General features: G+C 65.2%; 18 protein-coding genes and 1 pseudogene. 14 read left to right on the plus strand and 5 right to left on the minus strand.

Features of this window, described 5'->3' with window-relative positions; all coding sequences use genetic code 11:
- On the minus strand, positions 1-328 hold a 328-nt coding region (locus tag A5707_RS16895), incomplete at its 3' end, for a DUF1707 SHOCT-like domain-containing protein (protein ID WP_156658071.1).
- Positions 329-440: 112 nt separating this feature from the next.
- Between A5707_RS16895 and A5707_RS16900 the strand changes: the two genes are divergently transcribed.
- The 8 genes from A5707_RS16900 (at position 441) to A5707_RS16935 (ending at position 10,376) form a co-directional block, all read left to right on the plus strand.
- The gene (locus tag A5707_RS16900) at positions 441-875 is read left to right on the plus strand and encodes a DUF5318 family protein (protein WP_065015628.1); all 435 of its coding nucleotides are present in this window, start codon (positions 441-443) and stop codon (positions 873-875) included.
- Positions 868-3,378 (plus strand): transglycosylase domain-containing protein, encoded by a 2,511-nt coding sequence (locus A5707_RS16905; RefSeq protein ID WP_065015613.1) that lies wholly within the window; start codon positions 868-870, stop codon positions 3,376-3,378. Before A5707_RS16900 ends, A5707_RS16905 begins: the two co-directional genes overlap by 8 nt.
- Positions 3,375-5,021: a glycosyltransferase family 87 protein gene (locus tag A5707_RS16910; RefSeq protein WP_065015614.1), complete on the plus strand. Its 1,647-nt coding sequence runs from the start codon at positions 3,375-3,377 to the stop codon at positions 5,019-5,021. The genes A5707_RS16905 and A5707_RS16910 overlap by 4 nt, the downstream gene beginning before the upstream one ends.
- A gap of 142 nt (positions 5,022-5,163) precedes the next feature.
- A complete protein-coding gene (rpsF, locus tag A5707_RS16915; protein ID WP_065015615.1) occupies positions 5,164-5,454 on the plus strand; it encodes a 30S ribosomal protein S6 in 291 nt (96 codons plus the stop codon).
- A 90-nt stretch (positions 5,455-5,544) separates the two neighbouring features.
- Positions 5,545-6,063 carry a single-stranded DNA-binding protein gene (locus tag A5707_RS16920; protein ID WP_065015616.1) on the plus strand — a complete coding sequence of 173 codons (519 nt, stop codon included), beginning with the start codon at positions 5,545-5,547 and terminating at the stop codon, positions 6,061-6,063.
- 31 nt (positions 6,064-6,094) lie between these two features.
- Entirely contained in the window at positions 6,095-6,349 is a 255-nt protein-coding gene (gene rpsR, locus A5707_RS16925; protein ID WP_065015617.1) for a 30S ribosomal protein S18, read from the plus strand.
- 31 nt (positions 6,350-6,380) lie between these two features.
- Positions 6,381-6,839 (plus strand): 50S ribosomal protein L9, encoded by a 459-nt coding sequence (gene rplI, locus A5707_RS16930; RefSeq protein ID WP_065015618.1) that lies wholly within the window; start codon positions 6,381-6,383, stop codon positions 6,837-6,839.
- 459 nt (positions 6,840-7,298) lie between these two features.
- Positions 7,299-10,376: a replicative DNA helicase gene (locus tag A5707_RS16935; RefSeq protein WP_065015619.1), complete on the plus strand. Its 3,078-nt coding sequence runs from the start codon at positions 7,299-7,301 to the stop codon at positions 10,374-10,376.
- Positions 10,377-10,422: 46 nt separating this feature from the next.
- On the opposite strand, the gene A5707_RS16940 is transcribed toward A5707_RS16935, so the two are convergent.
- Positions 10,423-11,337 carry an MBL fold metallo-hydrolase gene (locus A5707_RS16940; protein WP_065015620.1) on the minus strand — a complete coding sequence of 305 codons (915 nt, stop codon included), beginning with the start codon at positions 11,335-11,337 and terminating at the stop codon, positions 10,423-10,425.
- Between the two features lie 267 nt (positions 11,338-11,604).
- On the opposite strand from A5707_RS16940, the gene A5707_RS16945 reads away from it, so the two are divergent.
- Positions 11,605-12,501 (plus strand): hypothetical protein, encoded by an 897-nt coding sequence (locus A5707_RS16945; protein ID WP_156658065.1) that lies wholly within the window; start codon positions 11,605-11,607, stop codon positions 12,499-12,501.
- 28 nt (positions 12,502-12,529) lie between these two features.
- Here A5707_RS16945 and A5707_RS16950 read toward each other — a convergent pair whose 3' ends face one another.
- Positions 12,530-13,519 carry a glycoside hydrolase family 6 protein gene (locus A5707_RS16950; protein ID WP_082969515.1) on the minus strand — a complete coding sequence of 330 codons (990 nt, stop codon included), beginning with the start codon at positions 13,517-13,519 and terminating at the stop codon, positions 12,530-12,532.
- A 101-nt stretch (positions 13,520-13,620) separates the two neighbouring features.
- Between A5707_RS16950 and A5707_RS16955 the strand changes: the two genes are divergently transcribed.
- Entirely contained in the window at positions 13,621-14,400 is a 780-nt protein-coding gene (locus tag A5707_RS16955; protein WP_065015623.1) for a DUF1906 domain-containing protein, read from the plus strand.
- A gap of 39 nt (positions 14,401-14,439) precedes the next feature.
- Positions 14,440-15,198: an SCO6745 family protein gene (locus tag A5707_RS16960; RefSeq protein ID WP_156658067.1), complete on the plus strand. Its 759-nt coding sequence runs from the start codon at positions 14,440-14,442 to the stop codon at positions 15,196-15,198.
- Positions 15,199-15,206: 8 nt separating this feature from the next.
- Here the strand turns inward: A5707_RS16960 and A5707_RS16965 are convergent, their stop codons facing one another.
- Entirely contained in the window at positions 15,207-16,235 is a 1,029-nt protein-coding gene (locus tag A5707_RS16965) for a fused (3R)-hydroxyacyl-ACP dehydratase subunits HadA/HadB (RefSeq protein WP_065015625.1), read from the minus strand.
- A gap of 149 nt (positions 16,236-16,384) precedes the next feature.
- Between A5707_RS16965 and A5707_RS16970 the strand changes: the two genes are divergently transcribed.
- The 3 genes from A5707_RS16970 to A5707_RS16980 all read left to right on the plus strand — a co-directional run bounded on the left by A5707_RS16970 (position 16,385) and on the right by A5707_RS16980 (position 20,339).
- Entirely contained in the window at positions 16,385-17,080 is a 696-nt protein-coding gene (locus tag A5707_RS16970; RefSeq protein WP_197495348.1) for an ATP-binding cassette domain-containing protein, read from the plus strand.
- Positions 17,077-18,969 (plus strand): YhgE/Pip family protein, encoded by a 1,893-nt coding sequence (locus A5707_RS16975; protein WP_065015627.1) that lies wholly within the window; start codon positions 17,077-17,079, stop codon positions 18,967-18,969. The genes A5707_RS16970 and A5707_RS16975 overlap by 4 nt, the downstream gene beginning before the upstream one ends.
- Positions 18,970-19,073: 104 nt before the next feature.
- Entirely contained in the window at positions 19,074-20,339 is a 1,266-nt protein-coding gene (locus A5707_RS16980) for a lipase family protein (RefSeq protein ID WP_082969517.1), read from the plus strand.
- Positions 20,340-20,353: 14 nt separating this feature from the next.
- On the opposite strand, the pseudogene A5707_RS24590 reads toward A5707_RS16980, so the two are convergent.
- A pseudogene (locus A5707_RS24590) lies at positions 20,354-20,502 on the minus strand (lipase); the annotation flags it as partial.

Genomic DNA, 20,502 nt, shown 5'->3' on the forward strand with positions numbered 1-20,502 from the left:
GCGGTGAGCTGGTGTTGCCGTAGAGACCCCAGCCGATTCCGATGCCGAGCAACACGGCGACAACCAGCGCGGCCACCGCGATACCGCGACTGCCGAGCGCCGGGGATTTGGCGAGTGAGGGCAGTTGCACCGGGGCGCTGGCGGTCTGCAGATCACCCACCAACGTGTGCAGATCACCGAGTGTCACCGCACTGGTGGCCGCGCTGATCCGCTCGCGGTGCTCCTCCATGGACAGCTGGCCCTCGTTGAGTGCGCCGTCGAGGATTTTGCAGGTGTCGTCCCGGTCGCTGTCTTTGGCCCGGGTCGCCGTCGTCTGCCGCGTCGCCACGGCGATGATCGTAGAGCCCACAGTGCGCCGCAACGCAGAAACGCGCAGCTCGAACTCGTTCGCCGGGTCGGTCACACATCGGTACTCGGTCACTCGTCGTACTCTGGTGGGCGTGCGATTGCAGCGACAGGTAGTGGACTATGCGCTTCGGCGTCGCTCGCTGTTGGCCGAGGTCTATTCGGGGCGAACCGGGGTGTCCGAAGTGTGTGACGCCAACCCGTATCTGCTGCGCGCCGCGAAGTTCCACGGCAAGCCCAGCGCGGTGATGTGCCCGATCTGCCGCAAAGAGCAGCTCACGTTGGTGTCGTGGGTATTCGGCGACCGTCTGGGCGCTGTTTCCGGTTCTGCGCGCACCGCTGAGGAGCTTGTGATGCTCGCCTCGCGCTACGAGGAGTTCTCGGTACACGTCGTGGAGGTTTGCCGGACCTGCAGCTGGAATCACCTGGTCAAGTCGTACGTGCTTGGCACCGCACGCCCCGCCAGCCCGCCGGGGGGATCGCGCAGCACGCGGACGGCGCGCAACGGCGCCCGCACGGCCAGTGAATAACGAAGGGCGCCAAGACCGGTCAGCCACTGACGGCCCCAGCGGGTCAGCGGCCGACGGTGAGTCCGAGCGCCGGTCGGAGCGTGACAAGGACCGCGGTGGGAACCGAACCTCCGGCCCGCGGCAGCGCCGTCCCGTTCCGCCCGACGACCGATTGACGACGGTTCTTCCACCGGTCACCGACGACCGGTCACAGCGACTGCGTGACCCGATCGAGGCGGTCAAGGCCGCGCTGGACGCCAGCCCGTCGGAGAGGAGCGGGCGGGACGACTTTCGCGGTGAGCGGCGTGGCGGCGGCCGACCGCCCGGCGGCGGCCCGCCTAGCCCGCCGCCCCGCGGCCCGGCACAGCCGAGCTGGGAGTGGTTCCGCCAGCTGGACTGGACCTGGCTGCGGCGGATCAACTGGATGTGGGTCCGACGGGGGCTCTACGTGACAGCGGCGGTGGTATTGCTGTTGCCGATCGTCACGTTCGCGATGGCCTACCTCATCGTCGACGTGCCCAACCCCGGAGACATCCGGACCAACCAGGTGTCGACGATCCTGGCCAGCGACGGCTCAGAACTCGCCAAAATCGTTCCGCCCGAAGGCAACCGGGTCGACGTCAACATCGACCAGGTGCCGGTGCACGTTCGTCAGGCGGTGCTCGCCGCCGAAGATCGCAACTTCTATTCCAATCCGGGGTTCTCACTCTCGGGTTTCGCGCGGGCCGTCAAGAACAACGTCTTCGGCGGTGACACGCAGGGTGGCTCGACGATCACCCAGCAATACGTCAAGAACGCGCTGGTGGGTTCGCAGCGTGCCGGGGTGGGCGGATTGATCCGCAAGGCGAAAGAACTCGTCATCGCCACCAAGATGTCGGGGGAGTGGCCCAAAGATGATGTGCTGCAGGCCTACCTCAACATCATCTACTTCGGCCGCGGCGCATACGGGATTTCAGCCGCAGCCAAGGCGTACTTCGACAAACCCGTCGAGCAACTCGACGTCGCCGAAGGGGCGCTGCTGGCCGCACTGATCCAGCGCCCGTCGACGCTGGACCCCGCCGTCGACCCGGGCGGTGCCAGGATCCGGTGGAACTGGGTGCTCGACGGCATGGTCGAGACCGGCGCGTTGACGCCGAAGGACCGTGCTGCCCAGGAGTTTCCGGTGACAGTGTCGCCGGATCAGGCCAGTGCCCAAAACCAAACCACCGGGCCTAACGGTCTGATCGAGCGGCAGGTCACCAAGGAGCTGCTCGACCTGTTCAATATCGACGAGCAGACCCTCAACACGCAGGGACTGCAGATCACCACCACCATCGATATGCAGGCCCAGAAAGCCGCCGAGAAGGCGGTGTCGAAGTACCTCGAGGGCCAGGAAACCGACATGCGGGCCGCGGTCGTTTCGATCGACCCGCATGACGGCGCGGTCAAGGCTTACTACGGCGGCACGGATGCCTACGGCTTTGACTTCGCTCAGGCCGGGCTGCAGACCGGGTCGTCGTTCAAGGTGTTCGCCCTCATCGCCGCGTTGCAACAAGGCATCGGGCTGGGATATCAGGTCGACAGCTCGCCGCTCACGGTCGATGGCATCAAGATCAGCAATGTCGAGGGCGAAAGCTGTGGAACGTGCAACATCGCCGAGGCGCTCAAACGGTCGTTGAACACCTCGTATTACCGGCTGATGCTCAAGCTGAAAAACGGCCCCGCAGACGTCGCCGAGGCCGCACACCAAGCGGGCATTGCGACCAGCTTCCCCGGGGTGCCGCACACCCTGTCTGAAGACGGTCAGGGCGGTCCGCCGAACAACGGGATCGTGTTGGGCCAGTATCAGACTCGGGTCATCGACATGGCCTCCGCGTACGCCACACTGGCTGATTCCGGCGTCTACCACGCGCCCCATTTCGTGCAAAAGGTGGTCAATTCTGACGGCAAGGTGCTTTTCGACGCCAGCACGTCGGACAACTCCGGCGAACAGCGCATCGACAAGGCCGTCGCCGACAACGTCACGTCGGCCATGCAACCGATCGCGGGGTATTCGCGGGGGCACAACCTCGCCGGCGGTCGGCCGTCGGCGGCCAAGACGGGCACCACTCAGTTGGGCGACACCGATGCCAACAAGGACGCCTGGATGGTCGGTTACACCCCGTCGTTGTCGACGGCGGTGTGGGTGGGTACCACCGAGGACAACGAGCCACTGGTCAACAAATGGGGTTCGCCGGTCTACGGTTCGGGCTTGCCGTCCGATATCTGGAAGGCGACGATGGACGGTGCGCTGAAGGGCACCAACAACGAATCCTTCCCCAAGCCAACCGAAATCGGTGGGTACGCGGGTGTCCCGGCTGCGCCGCCACCGCCGCCACCCAAACCGGAGGAACCGCCGCCCGGGACGGTCATCCAGCCCAGCATCGAGGTGGCTCCGGGCATCACCATCCCAATCGGACCGCCCACGACCATCCCCGCCGCTCCCGCTGTCCCCGTCGGGCCGGCGCCCGGTGCACCCGAGGCGCCTGTTCCGCCGCCGCCGTGACGGACGCGTCGCCAGGTCGCTCCGCCACGGTTTCGCCGGGGCCGCTGGCTGCTGACTTGCGTACTGTCGAGGACCGCGATTGTCCCAGCCGCACCGACTTTTTGGGCTCGGCGCTGGCGGGTGTCATCGGCGGTCCGGTGGGCCGGCACGCGTTGATCGGCCGGACCAGGTTGTGGACGCCGTTGCGGGTGATGTTCGTGTTTGCGCTGGTGTTCATGGCGTTGGGATGGTCGACCAAGGCGCCTTGCCTGGTCACCACCGGGTCAGGGCCGGGCGACCATCGGGTGGCCAATTGGCAAAATCAGCGGGCCTATTACGAGCTGTGCTACTCCGACACGGTGCCGCTTTACGGCGCAGAGTTGTTGAGCCAGGGCAAGTTTCCCTATAAGTCGAGCTGGGTCGAGACCGACGCCAGCGGCAAACCGCAGGTTCGTTACGACGGCCCGCCCGCGGTGCGCTATATGGAGTATCCGGTGTTAACCGGGGTTTACCAGTACGTGTCGATGGCGTTGGCCAAAACCTATACCGCGGTGAGCAAGCTGATCCCGCTGCCGGTGATCGCCGAAGTGGTGGTGTTCTTCGACGTCGCTGCGCTGGGCCTGGCGTTGGCGTGGCTGGCTACCGTGTGGGCCACCGCGCGATTATCAGGCCGGCGGCTGTGGGATGCGGCACTGGTCGCCGCGTCGCCGCTGATCATCTTTCAAATGTTCACCAATTTCGATGCGCTGGCAACGGCTTTCGCGATGGGCGGCCTGCTGGCGTGGTCGCGCCGACGACCGGTGTGGGCCGGTGTGCTCATCGGCCTCGGGGTGGCCGCCAAGCTCTACCCATTGTTGTTGTTGGGCCCGTTGTTGGTGCTGGGCATCAGGACCGGGCGCCTGGGTGAGCTCGCCCGCACCGCGGCCGCGACGGTGGCGACCTGGTTACTGGTGAATCTGCCGGTGATGGTGCTGTTCCCGCGCGGCTGGTCGGAGTTTTTCCGGCTCAACACCCGCCGCGGCGACGACATGGATTCGCTGTACAACGTCGTCAAATCGTTCACCGGTTGGCCGGGTTTCGACCCCTCCCTGGGGTTCTGGCAACCGCCGACGGTGCTGAACAGTGTCGTCGCGGTGTTATTCGTATTGTGTTGCCTGGCAATCGGTTACATCGCATTGACCGCGCCGCAGCGGCCCCGGGTGGCGCAGTTGGCGTTTTTGGTGGTTGCGGCGTTCTTGTTGACCAACAAGGTGTGGAGCCCGCAGTTCTCGCTGTGGCTGGTGCCGCTTGCGGTGTTGGCATTGCCGCACCGCCGAGTGCTGTTGGCGTGGATGACGCTCGATGCGCTGGTGTGGGTCCCGCGGATGTACTACCTCTACGGCGTGCCCAACCGCGGCCTGCCCGAGCAGTGGTTCACCGCCGCAGTCCTGGTGCGTGATATCGCGGTGATGGTGCTGTGCGCGATGGTGGTCCGCCAGATTTATCGCACCGACGACGACCTGGTCCGTTGGCGCGGGCGTATCGACGACCCGGCGGGCGGAGTATTCGACCGGGCCGGCGATGCGCCGCCGGGCTGGCTGCCGCAGCTGTTGCAGCCACGTCGCGGCCTTGACCGGCCCGAGCGGGAAGTTATGCCCCGCGCCAGCACGGCAAGCGTGTCATAAGTGGCCGCTCGGCAAGGCGGCGTACCGCGATTTCGCAGCCCACGCCCTGTCCGGTAGCCTGAGTCGGTTGCCGACGCAGGCGACCCTCCTGCCACGGAGCAGACCGTGGCCGCAGACGACCATAGGAGGTGATGAGGTTCCCATGCGTCCATACGAAATCATGGTCATCCTTGACCCCACTCTCGACGAGCGCACCGTAGCTCCGTCGTTGGAGACCTTTCTCAATGTCATCCGCAAGGACGGCGGCACGGTGGACAAGGTCGACATCTGGGGCAAGCGCCGGCTCGCGTACGAGATCGCGAAGCACCCCGAGGGCATCTACGCCGTGATCGACGTCAAAGCCGAGCCGGCGACGGTGTCCGAGCTCGACCGTCAGCTCAGCCTCAACGAATCGGTGCTGCGCACCAAGGTGATGCGCACCGACAAGCACTAGCCCGCCTGTGGGCGAATGGTCGCGGGGCGTCACAGCCCTTGCGTAGGCTCAGCGAAATGACAATCCACCCGCCGATGCCAGGAGGTCGTTGTGGCTGGTGACACCACCATCACCGTTGTCGGAAACCTGACCGCTGACCCCGAACTGCGGTTCACCCCGTCCGGTGCTGCGGTGGCCAACTTCACCGTGGCCTCCACTCCGCGGATCTACGACCGTCAAAGCGGGGAATGGAAGGACGGCGAGGCGCTGTTCCTGCGGTGCAACATCTGGCGGGAAGCCGCCGAGAATGTCGCCGAAAGCTTGACCCGGGGTTCTCGGGTGATCGTGCAGGGCCGGCTCAAGCAGCGTTCCTTCGAAACCCGCGAAGGCGAGAAGCGCACGGTGTTCGAGGTTGAGGTCGACGAGATCGGCCCCTCGCTGCGCTACGCCACTGCCAAGGTCAACAAGGTCAGTCGCAGCGGCGGCGGTGGTGGCGGCTTCGGCGGTGGTGGCGGCGGATCCCGTCCGGCCCCGGCGCAAGCTCCCGCAGCCGGCGGCGGCGACGACCCGTGGGGCAGTGCCCCGGCCTCCGGCTCGTTCGGCGGCGGTGACGACGAGCCTCCCTTCTGATACCTGAACGACAGAACGAAAGAGACAAACAATGGCCAAGTCCAATAAGCGGCGTCCGGCTCCAGAAAAGCCGGTCAAGACACGTAAGTGCGTGTTCTGCGCCAAGAAGGACCAAGTGATCGACTACAAAGACACCACGTTGCTGCGCACCTACATCAGCGAGCGCGGCAAGATCCGCGCTCGCCGAGTGACCGGCAACTGCGTACAGCACCAGCGCGACATCGCGCTCGCGGTCAAGAACGCCCGCGAGGTAGCGCTGCTGCCCTTCACCTCCTCGTCGCGGTAAATCCGCACCGCAGAAACGAAAGCACGAAACGATGAAGCTGATTTTGACTGCCGAGGTCGACCATCTCGGCTCCGTCGGTGACACCGTCGAGGTCAAAGACGGATACGGACGTAACTTCCTGCTGCCGCGGGGGCTGGCGATCGTCGCGTCTCGGGGCGCGCAGAAGCAGGTCGACGATATTCGTCGTGCCCGCGAAACTAAGCAGGTGCGCGACCTGGACCACGCCAACGAACTCAAGGCGGCGATCGAGGCGCTCGACGGTGTGTCACTGCCGGTCAAGACGTCCGGGAACAGCGGCAAGCTGTTCGGGTCGGTGACGGCCGGCGACGTCGTGGCCGCGATCAAGAAGGCCGGCGGCCCCAACCTGGACAAGCGCATCGTCCGGCTGCCCAAGTCGCACATCAAGGCGCTCGGTATCCACCCGATCGCGGTGCATCTGCATCCCGACGTCAACGTCGAGATCGCGCTGGACGTCGTCGCCGAAAGCTGACCCGTTTTACCCCGCGCCCCGGTGCGAGCCAACCGGCTCCGCCGGGGTTGTCGGCGTTGGGCTGGCGAACTTTTCTGCGCGGACGCCCGTTAGCGAACGTAACCGTCTGTTAACGGGTGGCATAGGCAGCCGCAACGCAACACGCCCGAGTCGGCAACCTGACACGACACGCCGAAGAGATTCCCATCCACACAATTTGCGTGCCGTTGTGGTGCGCTTATCTGCAGTAATGCCGCCCCGCTCGACAGTGCTCCACAGGTTCTCCACACCCCCTCAACACGGCCGCTGACAGATATGCACAGTCGATGCACAGCTTCATAAACAGCACCACTTGGAGTCCTTGCCAGCAACCTTTACCGTCAACCCGGCGCTCGGCAGTGTCGGTGCATTGACCTAGCGTTCACGTCATCGGGGATCGAATGAACGTTCGACCGATGTGCCGGAGGAGGTGGGGAGCTCATGGCGGTCGTTGACGATCTCGGGAACCCCGGCACGGGCGCCCCCAGCGAGGACTTCGGCCGCCAGCCGCCGCAGGATCTCGCGGCCGAGCAGTCGGTGCTCGGTGGGATGCTGCTGAGCAAGGACGCCATTGCCGACGTGCTGGAGCGGTTGCGGCCAGGCGACTTCTACCGGCCGGCGAACCAGAACGTCTACGACGCCATCCTCGACCTGTACGGGCGCGGGGAGCCAGCCGACGCGGTGACCGTCGCCGCCGAACTGGACCGCCGCGGGCTGCTGCGCCGGGTCGGCGGTGCGCCGTATCTGCACGACTTGATCTCGACGGTGCCGACGGCAGCCAACGCCGGCTACTACGCGAGCATCGTGGCCGAGAAGGCGCTGCTGCGCCGGCTGGTCGAAGCCGGCACCCGGGTGGTGCAGTACGGGTATGCCGGCGCGGAGGGCGCCGACGTCGCCGAGGTGGTCGACCGGGCGCAGGCCGAGATCTACGACGTGGCCGACCGCAGGCTCTCCGAGGACTTTGTGCCGCTGGAAGATCTGCTGCAGCCGACGATGGACGAGATCGACGCGATCGCCTCCAACGGAGGGTTGGCGCGCGGGGTGCCGACCGGGTTCGTCGAGCTCGACGAGGTGACCAACGGTCTGCATCCCGGACAGATGATTATCGTCGCGGCTCGACCTGGTGTCGGCAAGGCGCTGGCGCTGGACACCCCGCTGCCGACGCCGACCGGCTGGACCACGATGGGCGATGTCGCCGTCGGTGATCTGTTGCTCAGCGCCGACGGCCAACCGACACGGGTAGTAGCCGCCACCGAGGTGATGCTGGGCCGCCCCTGCTATGAGGTCGAGTTCTCCGACGGCACAGTGATTGTTGCCGACGCCGAGCATCAGTGGCCAACGGGCTACGGCGTTCGAACCACGGCCCAGTTGCGGTGCGGGCTGGACACCATCGCTGGTGCCGGTTCAATTGGACGCTACGCCGCAGGCAGCACAACGCTGATGGCGCCGGTGCTGCAGCTGGATGCGGTGCGTCGGGTGACCAGCGTTCCGGTGCGCTGTGTGCAGGTCGACAATGGTGCCAGCCTGTATTTGGCTGGCCGGGGCATGGTGCCTACGCACAACTCCACCCTTGGACTGGATTTCATGCGGTCCTGCTCGATCAAGCACCGGATGGCCAGCGTCATCTTCTCCCTCGAAATGAGCAAGTCTGAGATCGTGATGCGGCTGCTGTCGGCCGAGGCGAAAATCAAACTGGCAGACATGCGTTCGGGCCGCATGAGCGATGACGACTGGACCCGGCTGGCTCGGCGGATGAGCGAAATCAGCGAAGCGCCACTGTTTATCGACGACTCACCGAACCTGACGATGATGGAGATCCGCGCCAAGGCGCGGCGGTTGCGGCAGAAATCAGATCTACGGTTGATCGTGATCGACTACCTGCAGCTGATGACCTCGGGCAAGAAGTTCGAGTCGCGCCAGGTCGAGGTTTCTGAGTTCTCAAGGCACTTAAAGCTTCTGGCCAAGGAGCTTGAGGTCCCGGTCATCGCCATCAGCCAGCTCAACCGTGGCCCCGAGCAGCGCACCGACAAGAGGCCGATGCTGGCCGACCTTCGTGAATCGGGTTGTCTGACCGCTGCGACGCGCATCCTGCGCGCCGACACCGGCGCCGAGGTTACCTTCGGTGAGCTGATGCACACTGGCGAGCGGCCGCTGGTCTGGTCGCTCGACGAGCAGCTGCGGATGGTGGCGCGTCCCATGACCAACGTCTTCCCGAGTGGCCGCAAGGAGGTGTTCCGGCTGCGGCTGGCGTCGGGACGTGAAGTGGAGGCCACCGGTAACCATCCGTTCATGACGCTCGACGGCTGGACGTCGTTGGATCAGCTTATGGTTGGTGACCGGCTTGCCGTACCGCGGTGGGTCCCGGAACCGGTTGACACGCAACGGATGGACGAGGCGGAGATCATTCTGCTGGCACACATGATCGGCGATGGCTCGTGTGTGAAGAACCAACCGATCCGGTATGCGTCGGTCGATGAAGCCAACCTGGCGATCGTGACGATTGCTGCAGCACACTTCGGGGTAACCGCAGTCCGCGACGAGTATCCCGCAGCACGAGTGACCACGTTGAGGCTGCCGGCGCCGTATCACTTGACGCATCGTCGACGCAATCCCATTGCGGCGTGGCTGGACGAGCTCGGTCTGTTTGGACTGCGGAGCTATGAAAAGTTCGTGCCACAAGCAGTTTTCGCCTTGCCGACCGACCAAGTGGCATTGTTTCTGCGGCATCTGTGGGCCACGGATGGATCGGTTTCGTGGGATAACAAAGTCAGCCAGGCGCGTATTTACTATGCGTCGACGAGCCGGCGTCTGGTCGATGACGTTGCTGCCCTGCTGCTTCGCGTCGGGGTATTCGCTCGGATCAAGCGGGTCCGGAAGGCGGGATACCGCGACTGCTGGCATTTGTGCATCTACGGTGCGGAGAACCAGACGAGGTTCCTCCACCAAGTGGGCGCACACGGTATGAAAGCCGTTGCAGCACAGAAGGTGCTCACTCAACTCGAGCGTGTCGTCCGTAACACCAACCTCGACACCGTGCCAAAAGAAGTGTGGACTCAGGTCAAGACATCGTTGATAAGCCAGGAGATGACGCATCGGCAGTTCGCTGCTGCCATGGGCACGCAATTCTGCGGATCCACGATGTGGAAGCACGCACCCAGCCGAGGTCGCCTACACCGTGCCGCGGCGCTGCTTGAAGACCGCGACGTGCATGCACTAGCCACAAGCGATGTGTTCTGGGATCAGATCGTAGAGATTACGAGCCTCGGCGAGATGGATGTTTACGACGGAACCGTAAGTGACACGCACAATTTCGTCGCAAATGGAATCGGTGTGCATAATAGTTTGGAACAAGATAGCGATGTGGTCATCTTGCTGCATCGGCCGGATGCCTTCGAGCGAGACGACCCACGCGGCGGCGAGGCGGACTTGATTCTGGCCAAGCACCGCAACGGTCCCACCAAGACGGTGACCGTCGCTCATCAGCTGCATCTGTCGCGTTTCGCGAACATGGCGCGGTGAGAAACCAACGAATGCTTTCGCTCCCCAGAGCGCCCTTCTCCGACCGTCAGTAGTCCCAGACGGTCGGTACGCACCGAAAGGCGTTGCCTGCGAACGCCACCCGGCACACTGACGGGAACGGCAGGTGAGTCGCAACAAGCGACCCACCTGTCGATGCTAGTTCTCGCAATAGGCGTAGCCGGACGCGAGCGGCTTCTTCGGGGTCGTGTTCGAATCCGTTGTGCCACTCAGGATTCTCGAACCCGACCTGGAAGATGGCGTCGCCGGCGAATGTCAGCCGGTCGCCACCGGAGGCCAGGCGGACGATGCTGTGCCCTGGGGTGTGGCCGCCGGTACGGCAGACGAGCACTCCCGGCGCCACCTCATACTCCGTCTCGAATGGAAGCAATTGGCCGCGGTACTCATCTAAGAACCGTGACGCGATCGACCGAAGCGCGTCCGGCACCGGCGGCGGCATGTGGGTGCGGGCGAAATCGGGCGACTCCCAGAACTCGGCCTCGGCGGCCGCTACATGGATCTGCAAGTCCGGACGCAGCCGTGCCTTTAGCCCTTCGGTGAGCAGTCCACCAACGTGGTCCATGTGCAAGTGGGTCAGCACCACGTCAGTCACGGATGCGGGATCGATGCCGGCGGCCTCCAAACGTTGCACCGTCTGCCCCGCCCGCGGGAAGTCCGGAAACTCCACGCCCAGACCGGCGTCGACGAGGATGGTTCGACCGCCGCTTCGGACCACCACCACATTCAGCGGCCAATCGATGACATCCGGCGGCAAGAACATGCCCGTCAGCCAGTCCGCCAGGTCGTCCGAGTCGGCGTTGACGGCCATGGTCGCAGCCGGAATCGGCAACACGCCGTCGCTGATCACCAGCATCTCAATGTCGCCGACCTGGACTGCGTAGCGCGACGGAACCAACTCGGCGCGCCCCTGTATGCCCACCGATAAGGCGTTGTCCAGGCTCATCTTTGTTCTCCTCGATCGTTGATATGCGGGACGACGGCCACACCGATCGGTGGGCGCCGTCTGGGGAACGCATGCCGGTCAAGATCGCACTGGATGAGAATCGCGCGACAAAGCGGTCCGCCGCACCCTGGAAAATGCGTAGTCCACACCGCGGCGGGCGTAGTTTCCTGGGCTAAGGCGTGACGTGGCGCCAGCCTGGTGACCCGAAGGTCTGCTATCACTGAGCGGTTCGCGCCTGCGAGCGAGAACAAGCCTAAAATCCGCGACGTGGAGACGGAGAAGGCGAAACTGCGCCCGTGGTGGTGGCGGCGACAGGCTGCGCTCGGATTCCTCCCCAGCGTAGCCGCCATCGTCGTGGCCAGTCTCTTGGTGGCGTGTTCGCCGGGCTCTGCGCCGACTTCCCGAACGGCGGATGTGCCGTTGCAGACGGGCAAGCAGACCACGCTTCCGTTTGATGCGACGGGTTTTACGGTGATGGGAGTCGACGCGAAGAACGTCCTCTACCTGGGCGGCGCCCCCGGGATCTCGACGCTGGCGCCAGGGGCGTCCCACCCGAGCCCGTTAAAGCTCAACGGTTATCCCACCGTATTGACTTTGGCGGTTGCGCCGGACGGCGCGCTGTACTTCGTCACTTTTGAAGGTGTTGTCGAGACCATCACACCCGGCTCCACCACCCCGAAACCGCTGCCCTTCGACAAGCTTCAACAATTCAGCGACATCGCAGTGGCGCAAGATGGCACGGTCTACCTTGGCGACGTCCAACACAAAAAACTTTTGAAACTCGCCCCCGGCGCGACCGCCCCAACCGAGCTTCCCGTCGCGGGTGTCAACGGGCCGGGACACATGGTGATCGATGCTGACGACAACCTTTTCGTGTCCATGATGGGCAAGATTGTGAAGATCGCGAAGAACGCAACGACTGCCGAGCCGGTCGTTGGCGTGCCAGACCACGTAAGCGGCCTAGCAGTCGACGCTGCGGGCAATCTATATGCCACCGACGCGCAGACGAACACAGTGTCCCGGATGTTTGCTGGCGGAGGCGATTGGGCCCAGTTGCCGTTCAGCGGACTCCTGAGCCCGACCGACATCACCGTCGACGGCGACGGCAACGTCTACGTCATCAACCACCACGGAAACCAGGTCGTCAGGCTCGCTGCCAAGTAGCGTCGCAGAACTAAAGTCGCGTGAAGCCTCAGTGCCCGGCGTTGCGCGCGAGGTCGATCGCGTACTGGCTGACGAAGGTGCCTGCCTGAGGTTCGCCGCGGCCGCATGATCCGTCGGATTCACCCGGACGCTTGACCCATAAATAGGCGTCGGCGTGCGCGCCCGCTGTCGCCGTGGTGGGCGGGGCGCCCAGGGCACGGCCGGTCGGGTTACACCACGAGAGGTCGCCGTCGGCTGGTCCGGCGCCGTTGCGCGACGTGTCGATCACATAGTTCGATCCGTTGGTCATCCCCGAAATCGCCTCGCCGTAACCGATCTCCTCGTCGGTGGTGAAAAAGTTCGCGGTGTTGAGGCTAAAGCCTCGGGCCTTAGTCACGCCGACCTGGTTGAGCCGAGCGGCCATCTCCTCGGCGCTCACCCAACGCGAGTGGCCGGCGTCGACGTAGACCGTCGAGGCCGGGTTGCTGGTCAGCGTGTCAACGGCGTAGCGGATCAGGTCGAAGCGCTCCTGGCGCTGGTCGGGTGACAAGCAGTCGGCCATGGCCAACGCGTCGGGTTCCAGGATGATGGCGGCGGGTCCGGTGCCGATGGCGGATGCGACGCCGTCGATCCATCCTCGGTAGGCTGCCGCCGACCCGAATCCTCCCGCTGCGAAGCTTCCGCAGTCACGATGCGGGATCCCATACAGCGCCAGGATCGGCACCGCGCCGGCAGCCTGCGCCGTGGCGATGTACTTCGCGTCCACCGCGGGAGTCGACGCCTGGTCCATCCAGTAGGCGTGCGGCGTGTTCGCGATGGCCGTCAGCTCGGCACTGGGCGGATTGGCACCGTGGGCGGCGCGCATCGACTTCGACGCCGGATCGACGTAGAAGGGCTTGCCGTCCAGCGGGTTCCCGCCACTGGCCAGGCGCATCGACGGCACCTGCACCGGATCGGTAGCGAGGCCGATAACGACGACGGCCGCAGCCGCCAGGAACGGGGTGATCCACCGCGCGAGCGCGCTAGCAGCTGAAGACATCACCCCAGGAAATTAGCCTTCCACAGAATTGGGCGCCAAACCGGGCCAACGAATGGTTCATCGACGACCTAACTCCGCCATGCGCGGATACGCTTCCACGTGTGACGAGACCCGCGTCCCGGCGCGACGTCCTGAAATATGCGGCGCTGCTCGCGCCGACACTGGCCGTTCCCGGCGCCCTCGCCGCGACAGCCGGCACACCGAGGGCCGCCGCCGAGGGTCTGCAGCTCGTCGACTTCACCGAACGGTTGGTCCAGCCCGAGCAGATCAAGTCGGCCGGCCTCGACGGGGCCTTGGTCTATGTGTCCGAGTCGCGGCCGGGCGCCGACTTCGATTTCAAACCCGTCACCCGCGACTATGCAGACCGGCTCCGGGCGGCCGGCCTGCAGATCGTCAGCTGCTACCAGTTCGGCAAGCCCGGATGGCCGACGCCATCGGACTTCACCCGCGGCTACGACGGCGGTGTAGCCGACGCCCAGACCGCGGTGAAACTGCACACCGCCGCCGGTGGCCCAACGTCCGCGCCAATCTTCTTCAGCGTCGATGAAGATGTCGACGCCACGACGTGGAAAAGCTTGGCAGTCGATTGGTTTCGCGGAATCAACTCGGTGTTGGGGGTAGCTCGCACCGGAATCTATGGCGGTGTTCGCCAGTGCGCCTGGGCGATCAGCGACGGTGTCATCGGAGCTTCGACCACTCCGGGGTATCGGTGGGCGTGGCAGACGAAGGGGTGGTCGGGAGGCCAGCGTGAGCCAGCGGCCGTGCTGTTCCAGCGCGAAGTCGTCACCGCGTCCGACCCGGGGTTAACGATCGACGGCGTGCACGTCGACGTGAACGACGTCCTCGCAACCGATTTCGGCCAGTGGGACCTCGCCCGATGATCCACGATGAGCACAAGACACCAAGAAGGAGCCAAGACCATGAGCGACACCGAGATGCTGGATGCTGCCGCGACGGCGGGAGCGGCGATGGAGCAAGCCGTCGCGGTTTTCATGTTGCATCCCGAGACCTTGGGTGAAAGCGTCGCCGCCGGCTATCAGAATCCGTTGGCGGGCTACGTCGCCGGCCGCGGGGGCGTGCTCGGTGAGGTCACCGGAGCCACCATCAGTGCGGTGTTCGCGGTGTTCGAACCGAATGCGTTGAGTGCGATGTGGGAGGAAGGCATCGCGGTGCGCGGTGCTGCCGCTGCGGCGCAACTGTATTCGGACCAAACCGCAGGATTTGCACGCAAGTACCTGTCCGGCGCGCAGGGGTTGGATCGTATCGCCGCGCTGGGAGAGAAGATCATCGCAACGACGCCGATTGCGGGGTTGCCGTTGTTCGCCGGCTGGCGCGCGATGCCGTTGGCCGACGATGCCCCCGCCCGGGCGCTGCAGGTGATGTTCGTGCTGCGGGAACTGCGCGCAGGGGTCCACTTCAACGCGCTCACCATCTCCGGAATCACCCCGGTCGAGGCGCACATGCTCAACAAGGGGCCGCAGTACACCATGATGTTCGGCTGGCCCGAACCGTTTGCGGACGGCGCAGAGAAGAAGGACCGCTTCGTACAGGTCGAAGAGACGACCAACCGGCGGATGGCGGAGATCTTCGCCGGCTCTCTCGACCCGGCAGAGGCTGAGGAGTTAGCGCGGCTTAGCACCGACGCGCTGGCGTCGTTGCAAGCTAGCGTCCCGGGCTGACAGGCCGGTCACCGGAAGCGGACGTTCATCGTTGCCAGGCCAAAGATCTTGCGGCCGGCGGACTTTGCGGCGACGATGACGACGCCGGTGCGCGTGGCGGGATCCAGCGACTTGATCCGGCCGCTGAATTCGATGTCGGCGCCCTCGGCGGCTGTCACGATCGCCGGCGCCGACAGTCGCACCGCGTAGCGGGTAACCGCACCGGGGTCGCCCGACCACGCGGAGGCGAATCCGGCACCCAACCCCATCGTGAGCATTCCGTGCGCGATCACATCGGGCAGCCCGGCCAGCTTGGCAACGTCCTCATCCCAGTGAATCGGATTGGCGTCGCCGGCCACACCGGCGTAGTTCACCAAGTCCCCGCGGGACAGTCGCATATGGCGCACCGGTAGCTCGTCGCCAACCGCCACGTCGTCGAAAGACGGCGTCCCCGGCATGCGGTTCGAGCCGTCGGCGATGCGAATCTCCCCCTCAGGACGCACCGTCTTCTGGTACGCGTCATCGGATTCACCGACCGCGAGAATGTCCACATCGTGCATCATCACGTGGTGTACGGCCGCCTTGATCGCCGGATCGACATCCTCGGCGGTGACACCGACGACGGTGGTGTGCAAGGTGTGCACCCGCTCGCCGGCAGTGTCGGTGAACGTGTTGGTCACGGTGATCAGGTCTCTGCCGGCGATTCGGCGTACCGAAGTCAGTTCGACATCGACGTGCAGTTCGTCGCCGGCCACGATCGGGCGGTGCTGCTCGAAGACTTCTTCGGTCTGCATGTAGGTGTCGTAACCGACGACCACCGATTCGAACATGCGGCGATTGCAGGTCATACCGGGGGCCGACGTGAACGTCAGCGGCGCTACGACGTCCGAATATCCCAATTCCGCGGCGGCGACGGTATCCCAGTGCGCCGGATGGTAGTCCTGCACAGCCCGGGCGTACTCGCGGAGCTTTTCGCGGCCGACCAGGTAGGTGCCATCCATCTGGTAGTAGTGGCCGACCCGCGATTCCATCGCCGACGCCTCTGCTGCTGCGGTCATGAAATTTGCTCAACCGTTCTATCGGCTTGTTCGCTGAGGCCGACCCAAGCACACTAACCCGCGAGACTGCGGCGGTACACGCCGCCGCTGGCGTTAGGTTTCTGGGTACAAGGCAGCTGGTTCCGAAGACGGTGCGAGGTTTCTTGGGGGTGGCGGTGGAATTTAGCGGCGTGGAGATCATCGCGCGGGGAATCAGTGTCCGTGGGCCCAAGGGATGTGCCTTCGCTAACGTCTCACTTGACGTCGGCGCCGGGCAGTTGGCGATAGTCGCGGGTCCCGGCGGGTCGGGGCGCACCGCGTTGCTTCTGGCGCTTGCCGGGCGGATGCAGTTGGTGACGGGCACGGTGCGGGTGGGCGCACATGTCCTACCCGGCGACGCCCGCCAGGTGCAGCGATGTGTCGCGGTCGCTCAAGCACCACCCGCAGTGGACCTGGACGAATTCCTGCGAGTGGAGGATCTCATCGCCGAGCGCGCGATGATCGGCGGGACGTCGGCGTCCCGGCAGGTCGTGCATGAGCTCTTCGAGAGTCTTGGCCTGGATGTGCCCGCGTCGGCCACTGTCGACGAGTTGCGCCCGCGTGACCGCACTCTGCTTGCGATCAGTCTGGCAGCCGCCGAGCAGCCATCCGCCGTCGTCGTTGACAACGCCGATGCGGATTGCGGTCCCGAGGAGGGCCGACACGTCTGGGCCGCCTTGCAGGGTCTGGCCGCGTCGGGGTGCACGGTGGTGGCCAGCTCCACCCAGATCCCCGACCTACCTGATGAGTCGGATATCGCGGTGACGGTATTGCCGCACCCGCTGGAACGCGACACCATCCCTGCCGCACCGGAGGACAAACCATGACCGTCCTACGCCTTGCCCTGTTGGAATTCCGGCGGTTCCGTCGGCCGCTGCGCTGGCTGATACCCGTGGGTCTGGCGCTGGTTCCCCTGCTGTACGGGTCGCTCTATCTGTGGTCCAACTGGGATCCCTACGGCAGGGCCAGCCAGATCCCGGTTGCCGTGGTTGATCAAGACCAGCCCGCGGTTGCCAACGGGCAGCTGATCAATGCCGGGGAGCAGTTCAGCCAGCAACTGCGGGCGTCTAACGCATTTCAGTGGCACTTCACCGACGCCGGAGATGCACGCGACGGGCTGATCCATGGCCGCTACTACTTCACGATCACTGTCCCGCCCGACTTCAGCAAGAAGCTGGCCAGCGCGGAAAACCCCGTTCCCGAGCGGGCAAGCATGGCCATCACCCTCAACGACGCGAACAACTATGTGGTCGGGATCGTGGCGCAGGCCGCCAAAGCCGAGTTGCAAAGCCAGGTCAACAGCGCAGCGCACGCGGCCTATGCGCGCGCGATCTACGGCGACCTGTCGCAGGTCAACCAGCAGTTGAAGGTGGCCTCGGAGGGTGCTCACCGGTTGGTGGACGGAACCGTGCTGGCTCAGCAGGGCAGCGCGGCGTTGACGCAGGGCATTGATGCGGTGTCGTCGGGCTCGGCGGCGATCGCCGGAGGGGTTGCGCAGGTGGCCAAGGCCAGTGCTGCTACCGACGAGGCCATCACCCGGCTCACCGACGCCGCCGTCGCAACAATCCCCTCAGTCCTTGGGCCGCTCGCGCATTCCGATGCTGCAGGCGGGCCGCTGGGTGGCGCCGATCGGATTGGGCAGGCCGCGCAGCAAGGCGCGGCCGCGCTCCAGCAGTTCGCCGACGCTCATCCCGACCTCGGTGCTGATCCGTTACTGGTGATCGCGCTGCAGCGGTCACAAGCCGTGCGCGACATGGCCGTTGGCGCCGCTGCGAATTTCGCTCCGCCGCCTAGCGCACCCACGCCGGCGCCCGCTCTTGAACAAGCGGCGCGCAGCGCCGCCAACCAGCTGCATGCGCTGGCCGCCGCGGCACGGCAGGTCTCGAGCGGTGCGGCGGAGATCTCCACCGCGCTGGGCGCGCTGCAAAGCGGCAGCCGGACACTGCAGACCGGTGCGGATCAGTCCAATAGCGGCGCCGTCGAGATTGCCAACGTGATCGATGGTGCGTTGCAACGGATTCCCGAGACCAGCCCGCAGCAGACCGCCGCGGCGGCCGATGTGCTCGGCTCTCCGGTCGGAATCAGCATGGACAACCTGAACCCCGCCGGGGACTACGGGCGCGGGCTGACGCCGTTCTTCTTCGCGATCGCCTTGTGGGTGGTTGGACTGGCCGCTTACTTATTTTTTCGGCCGCTGAACTTGCGCGCGCTTGCCGGCCGGGTGAGTGCGCTAACGGTTGCCGCTGCGGGATGGCTGCCCGTCGCCGCCGTCACAGCTGTTGGCGGCCTTGTGCTTTGGGCGGTGACCTGGGTCTGCCTGGGTCTTGACCCGAAGCATCCGCTGTTGTCGGCGGCGCTGCTCGTGCTCGCGGCGGGGGCGTTCGTAGCGATCGATCACTTCCTGCGGATGAGTTTCGGCGTCATCGGTTCCGCATTGATATTGGTATTGCTGATCATTCAGTTAACCGCATGCGGCGGGCTTTATCCCATCGAGACCACCCCCGCACCGTTTCGCGCGGTCCATCCGTTCATCCCGATGACCTACCTTGTCGATGGTCTGCGGGTGACGGTGTCGGGAGGGCTCGCTGGCAACTTAGTGCGCGACTTCGCTGTGCTGGCCGGTTTTCTCGTCGTCTTCCTCGGTGGCGCAGCACTGATGGCGCGGCGCCAACGGGTGTGGACAATCAGCCGCCTGCACCCTCAAATTGAGGTCTGACGGCCACTCGACGCGACGTTTAGCGAACACTCGTTCACGGGTAGTCCGCGGTAACGACTTGGATGGCCATCGCGCCGTCCGCCCGAGGGGGAGAGCGGTTGGCGATGAGCGACAACTTCACTGCAGCAGCTCACGCGGCACCCCGCGTGCCTCATGAGAACCTTCGCCGCGACGCTCGACTGCGTGCGCCCGACGAAGACCCGTTCTATGAACCGCCCCCGGGCTATCAGGATGCGAACCCCGGAGATTTGCTCCGGTCCCGCGACGTTGAGCTGGGATTTCTGGGCGTTATCCCGCAGCGGGTGCGTGCCACGCAGCTGCTGTATCGCAGCACCGACCTGCACGGCAAGCCCGAGGTCGCAGTGACTACCGTGCTGCTGCCCGAACGACGTGATCCGGAGCGTGTCTGCCCGGTGTTGTCGTATCAATGCGCAATCGACGCGGTGAACCCGCGATGCTTTCCCTCATACGCACTGCGCCGCGGCGCGAAGCCGATCGGGGCGTTCGTCCAGTCTGAATATCTTTTGGTCGCTGCCGCGCTGGCGGAAGGGTGGGCGGTGTCGGTGCCCGACCACGAAGGATGCCACGGGATGTGGGGAGCGCCGCATGAGCCCGGCTTCCGGATCCTCGACGGCCTCCGCGCGGCGTTGCACTGTGACCGGCTGGGCTTGACACCTGCAGCTCCGATCGCGCTGTGGGGATACTCCGGCGGCGGACTTGCCTCGGCGTGGGCGGCCGAACACAACGCGGACTACGCTCCAGAACTCGACATCGTCGGCGCGGTACTGGGCTCACCGGTCGGTGACTGCGGCAGCGTCGCACGCCACCTCAACCGCACATACTTCGCCGGCCTGGCCGCGCTGATGATCGCGGCGTTGACCCACGTTTTCCCCGGCGCGCAACGTGTCGTCGACGAACACGCCAGCGACGAGGGCAAGCAGTTGCTCGACGAGCTCCACACGATGACAACGGCGCAGGCCGTCTGGCGCCTGCGCGGCACTGACATCGGGTCATACGTCGATATGTCTGCCGACGAGCTGTGGGATTTGCCCGACGTGCGCGATGTCTTTGATGCGACCAAGTTGGGCCAGTCCATTCCTCACCCACCCGTGTTTGTCATCCAGGCGGTGCATGACCACATCATCAGCGTCGACGCCATCGACAAGCTCGTTGCGTTCTACCAGGAAGCCGGAGCCGTGGTCGCCTATCACCGGGATCGACTCTGCGGCCACCTGTTGCTGCACCCGGTGTCTGCGCCCATGGCGCTGCGATGGCTGCGTGACCGATTCGCCGGGCGGGACCTCAGTGCAGATCGTGCTCGCACCGGGTGGCCGACGCTGGTGCGTTCCCGCCCGCTACCGCAGCGGTGAGACCTGCCGCGTGGTCATCGCCCGGCGATGACCTTCGCGGTGATGACGCCGAGCTTGAGCATGCCAAGCCAGGTCGAGGGGGTGAGCAGCGTCGGCCACCCGGTGCGAGCACGATCTGCACTGAGGTCCCGCCCGGCGAATCGGTCACGCAGCCATCGCAGCG

This window comes from Mycobacterium kyorinense (genome assembly GCF_001672775.1).
Taxonomy (GTDB): Bacteria; Actinomycetota; Actinomycetes; order Mycobacteriales; family Mycobacteriaceae; genus Mycobacterium; species Mycobacterium kyorinense_A.

Bases quoted from the DNA above. Each gene is read 5' to 3' on its own strand.
- rpsF (WP_065015615.1), top strand. From the start codon at position 5,164: ATGCGTCCATACGAAATCATGGTCATCCTTGACCCCACTCTCGACGAG.
- A5707_RS16980 (WP_082969517.1), top strand. From the start codon at position 19,074: ATGAGCGACAACTTCACTGCAGCAGCTCACGCGGCACCCCGCGTGCCT.
- A5707_RS16950 (WP_082969515.1), bottom strand. From the start codon at position 13,519: ATGTCTTCAGCTGCTAGCGCGCTCGCGCGGTGGATCACCCCGTTCCTG.
- A5707_RS16965 (WP_065015625.1), bottom strand. From the start codon at position 16,235: ATGACCGCAGCAGCAGAGGCGTCGGCGATGGAATCGCGGGTCGGCCAC.
- A5707_RS16940 (WP_065015620.1), bottom strand. From the start codon at position 11,337: ATGAGCCTGGACAACGCCTTATCGGTGGGCATACAGGGGCGCGCCGAG.
- A5707_RS16935 (WP_065015619.1), top strand. From the start codon at position 7,299: ATGGCGGTCGTTGACGATCTCGGGAACCCCGGCACGGGCGCCCCCAGC.
- A5707_RS16975 (WP_065015627.1), top strand. From the start codon at position 17,077: ATGACCGTCCTACGCCTTGCCCTGTTGGAATTCCGGCGGTTCCGTCGG.
- rplI (WP_065015618.1), top strand. From the start codon at position 6,381: ATGAAGCTGATTTTGACTGCCGAGGTCGACCATCTCGGCTCCGTCGGT.
- rpsR (WP_065015617.1), top strand. From the start codon at position 6,095: ATGGCCAAGTCCAATAAGCGGCGTCCGGCTCCAGAAAAGCCGGTCAAG.
- A5707_RS16960 (WP_156658067.1), top strand. From the start codon at position 14,440: ATGAGCGACACCGAGATGCTGGATGCTGCCGCGACGGCGGGAGCGGCG.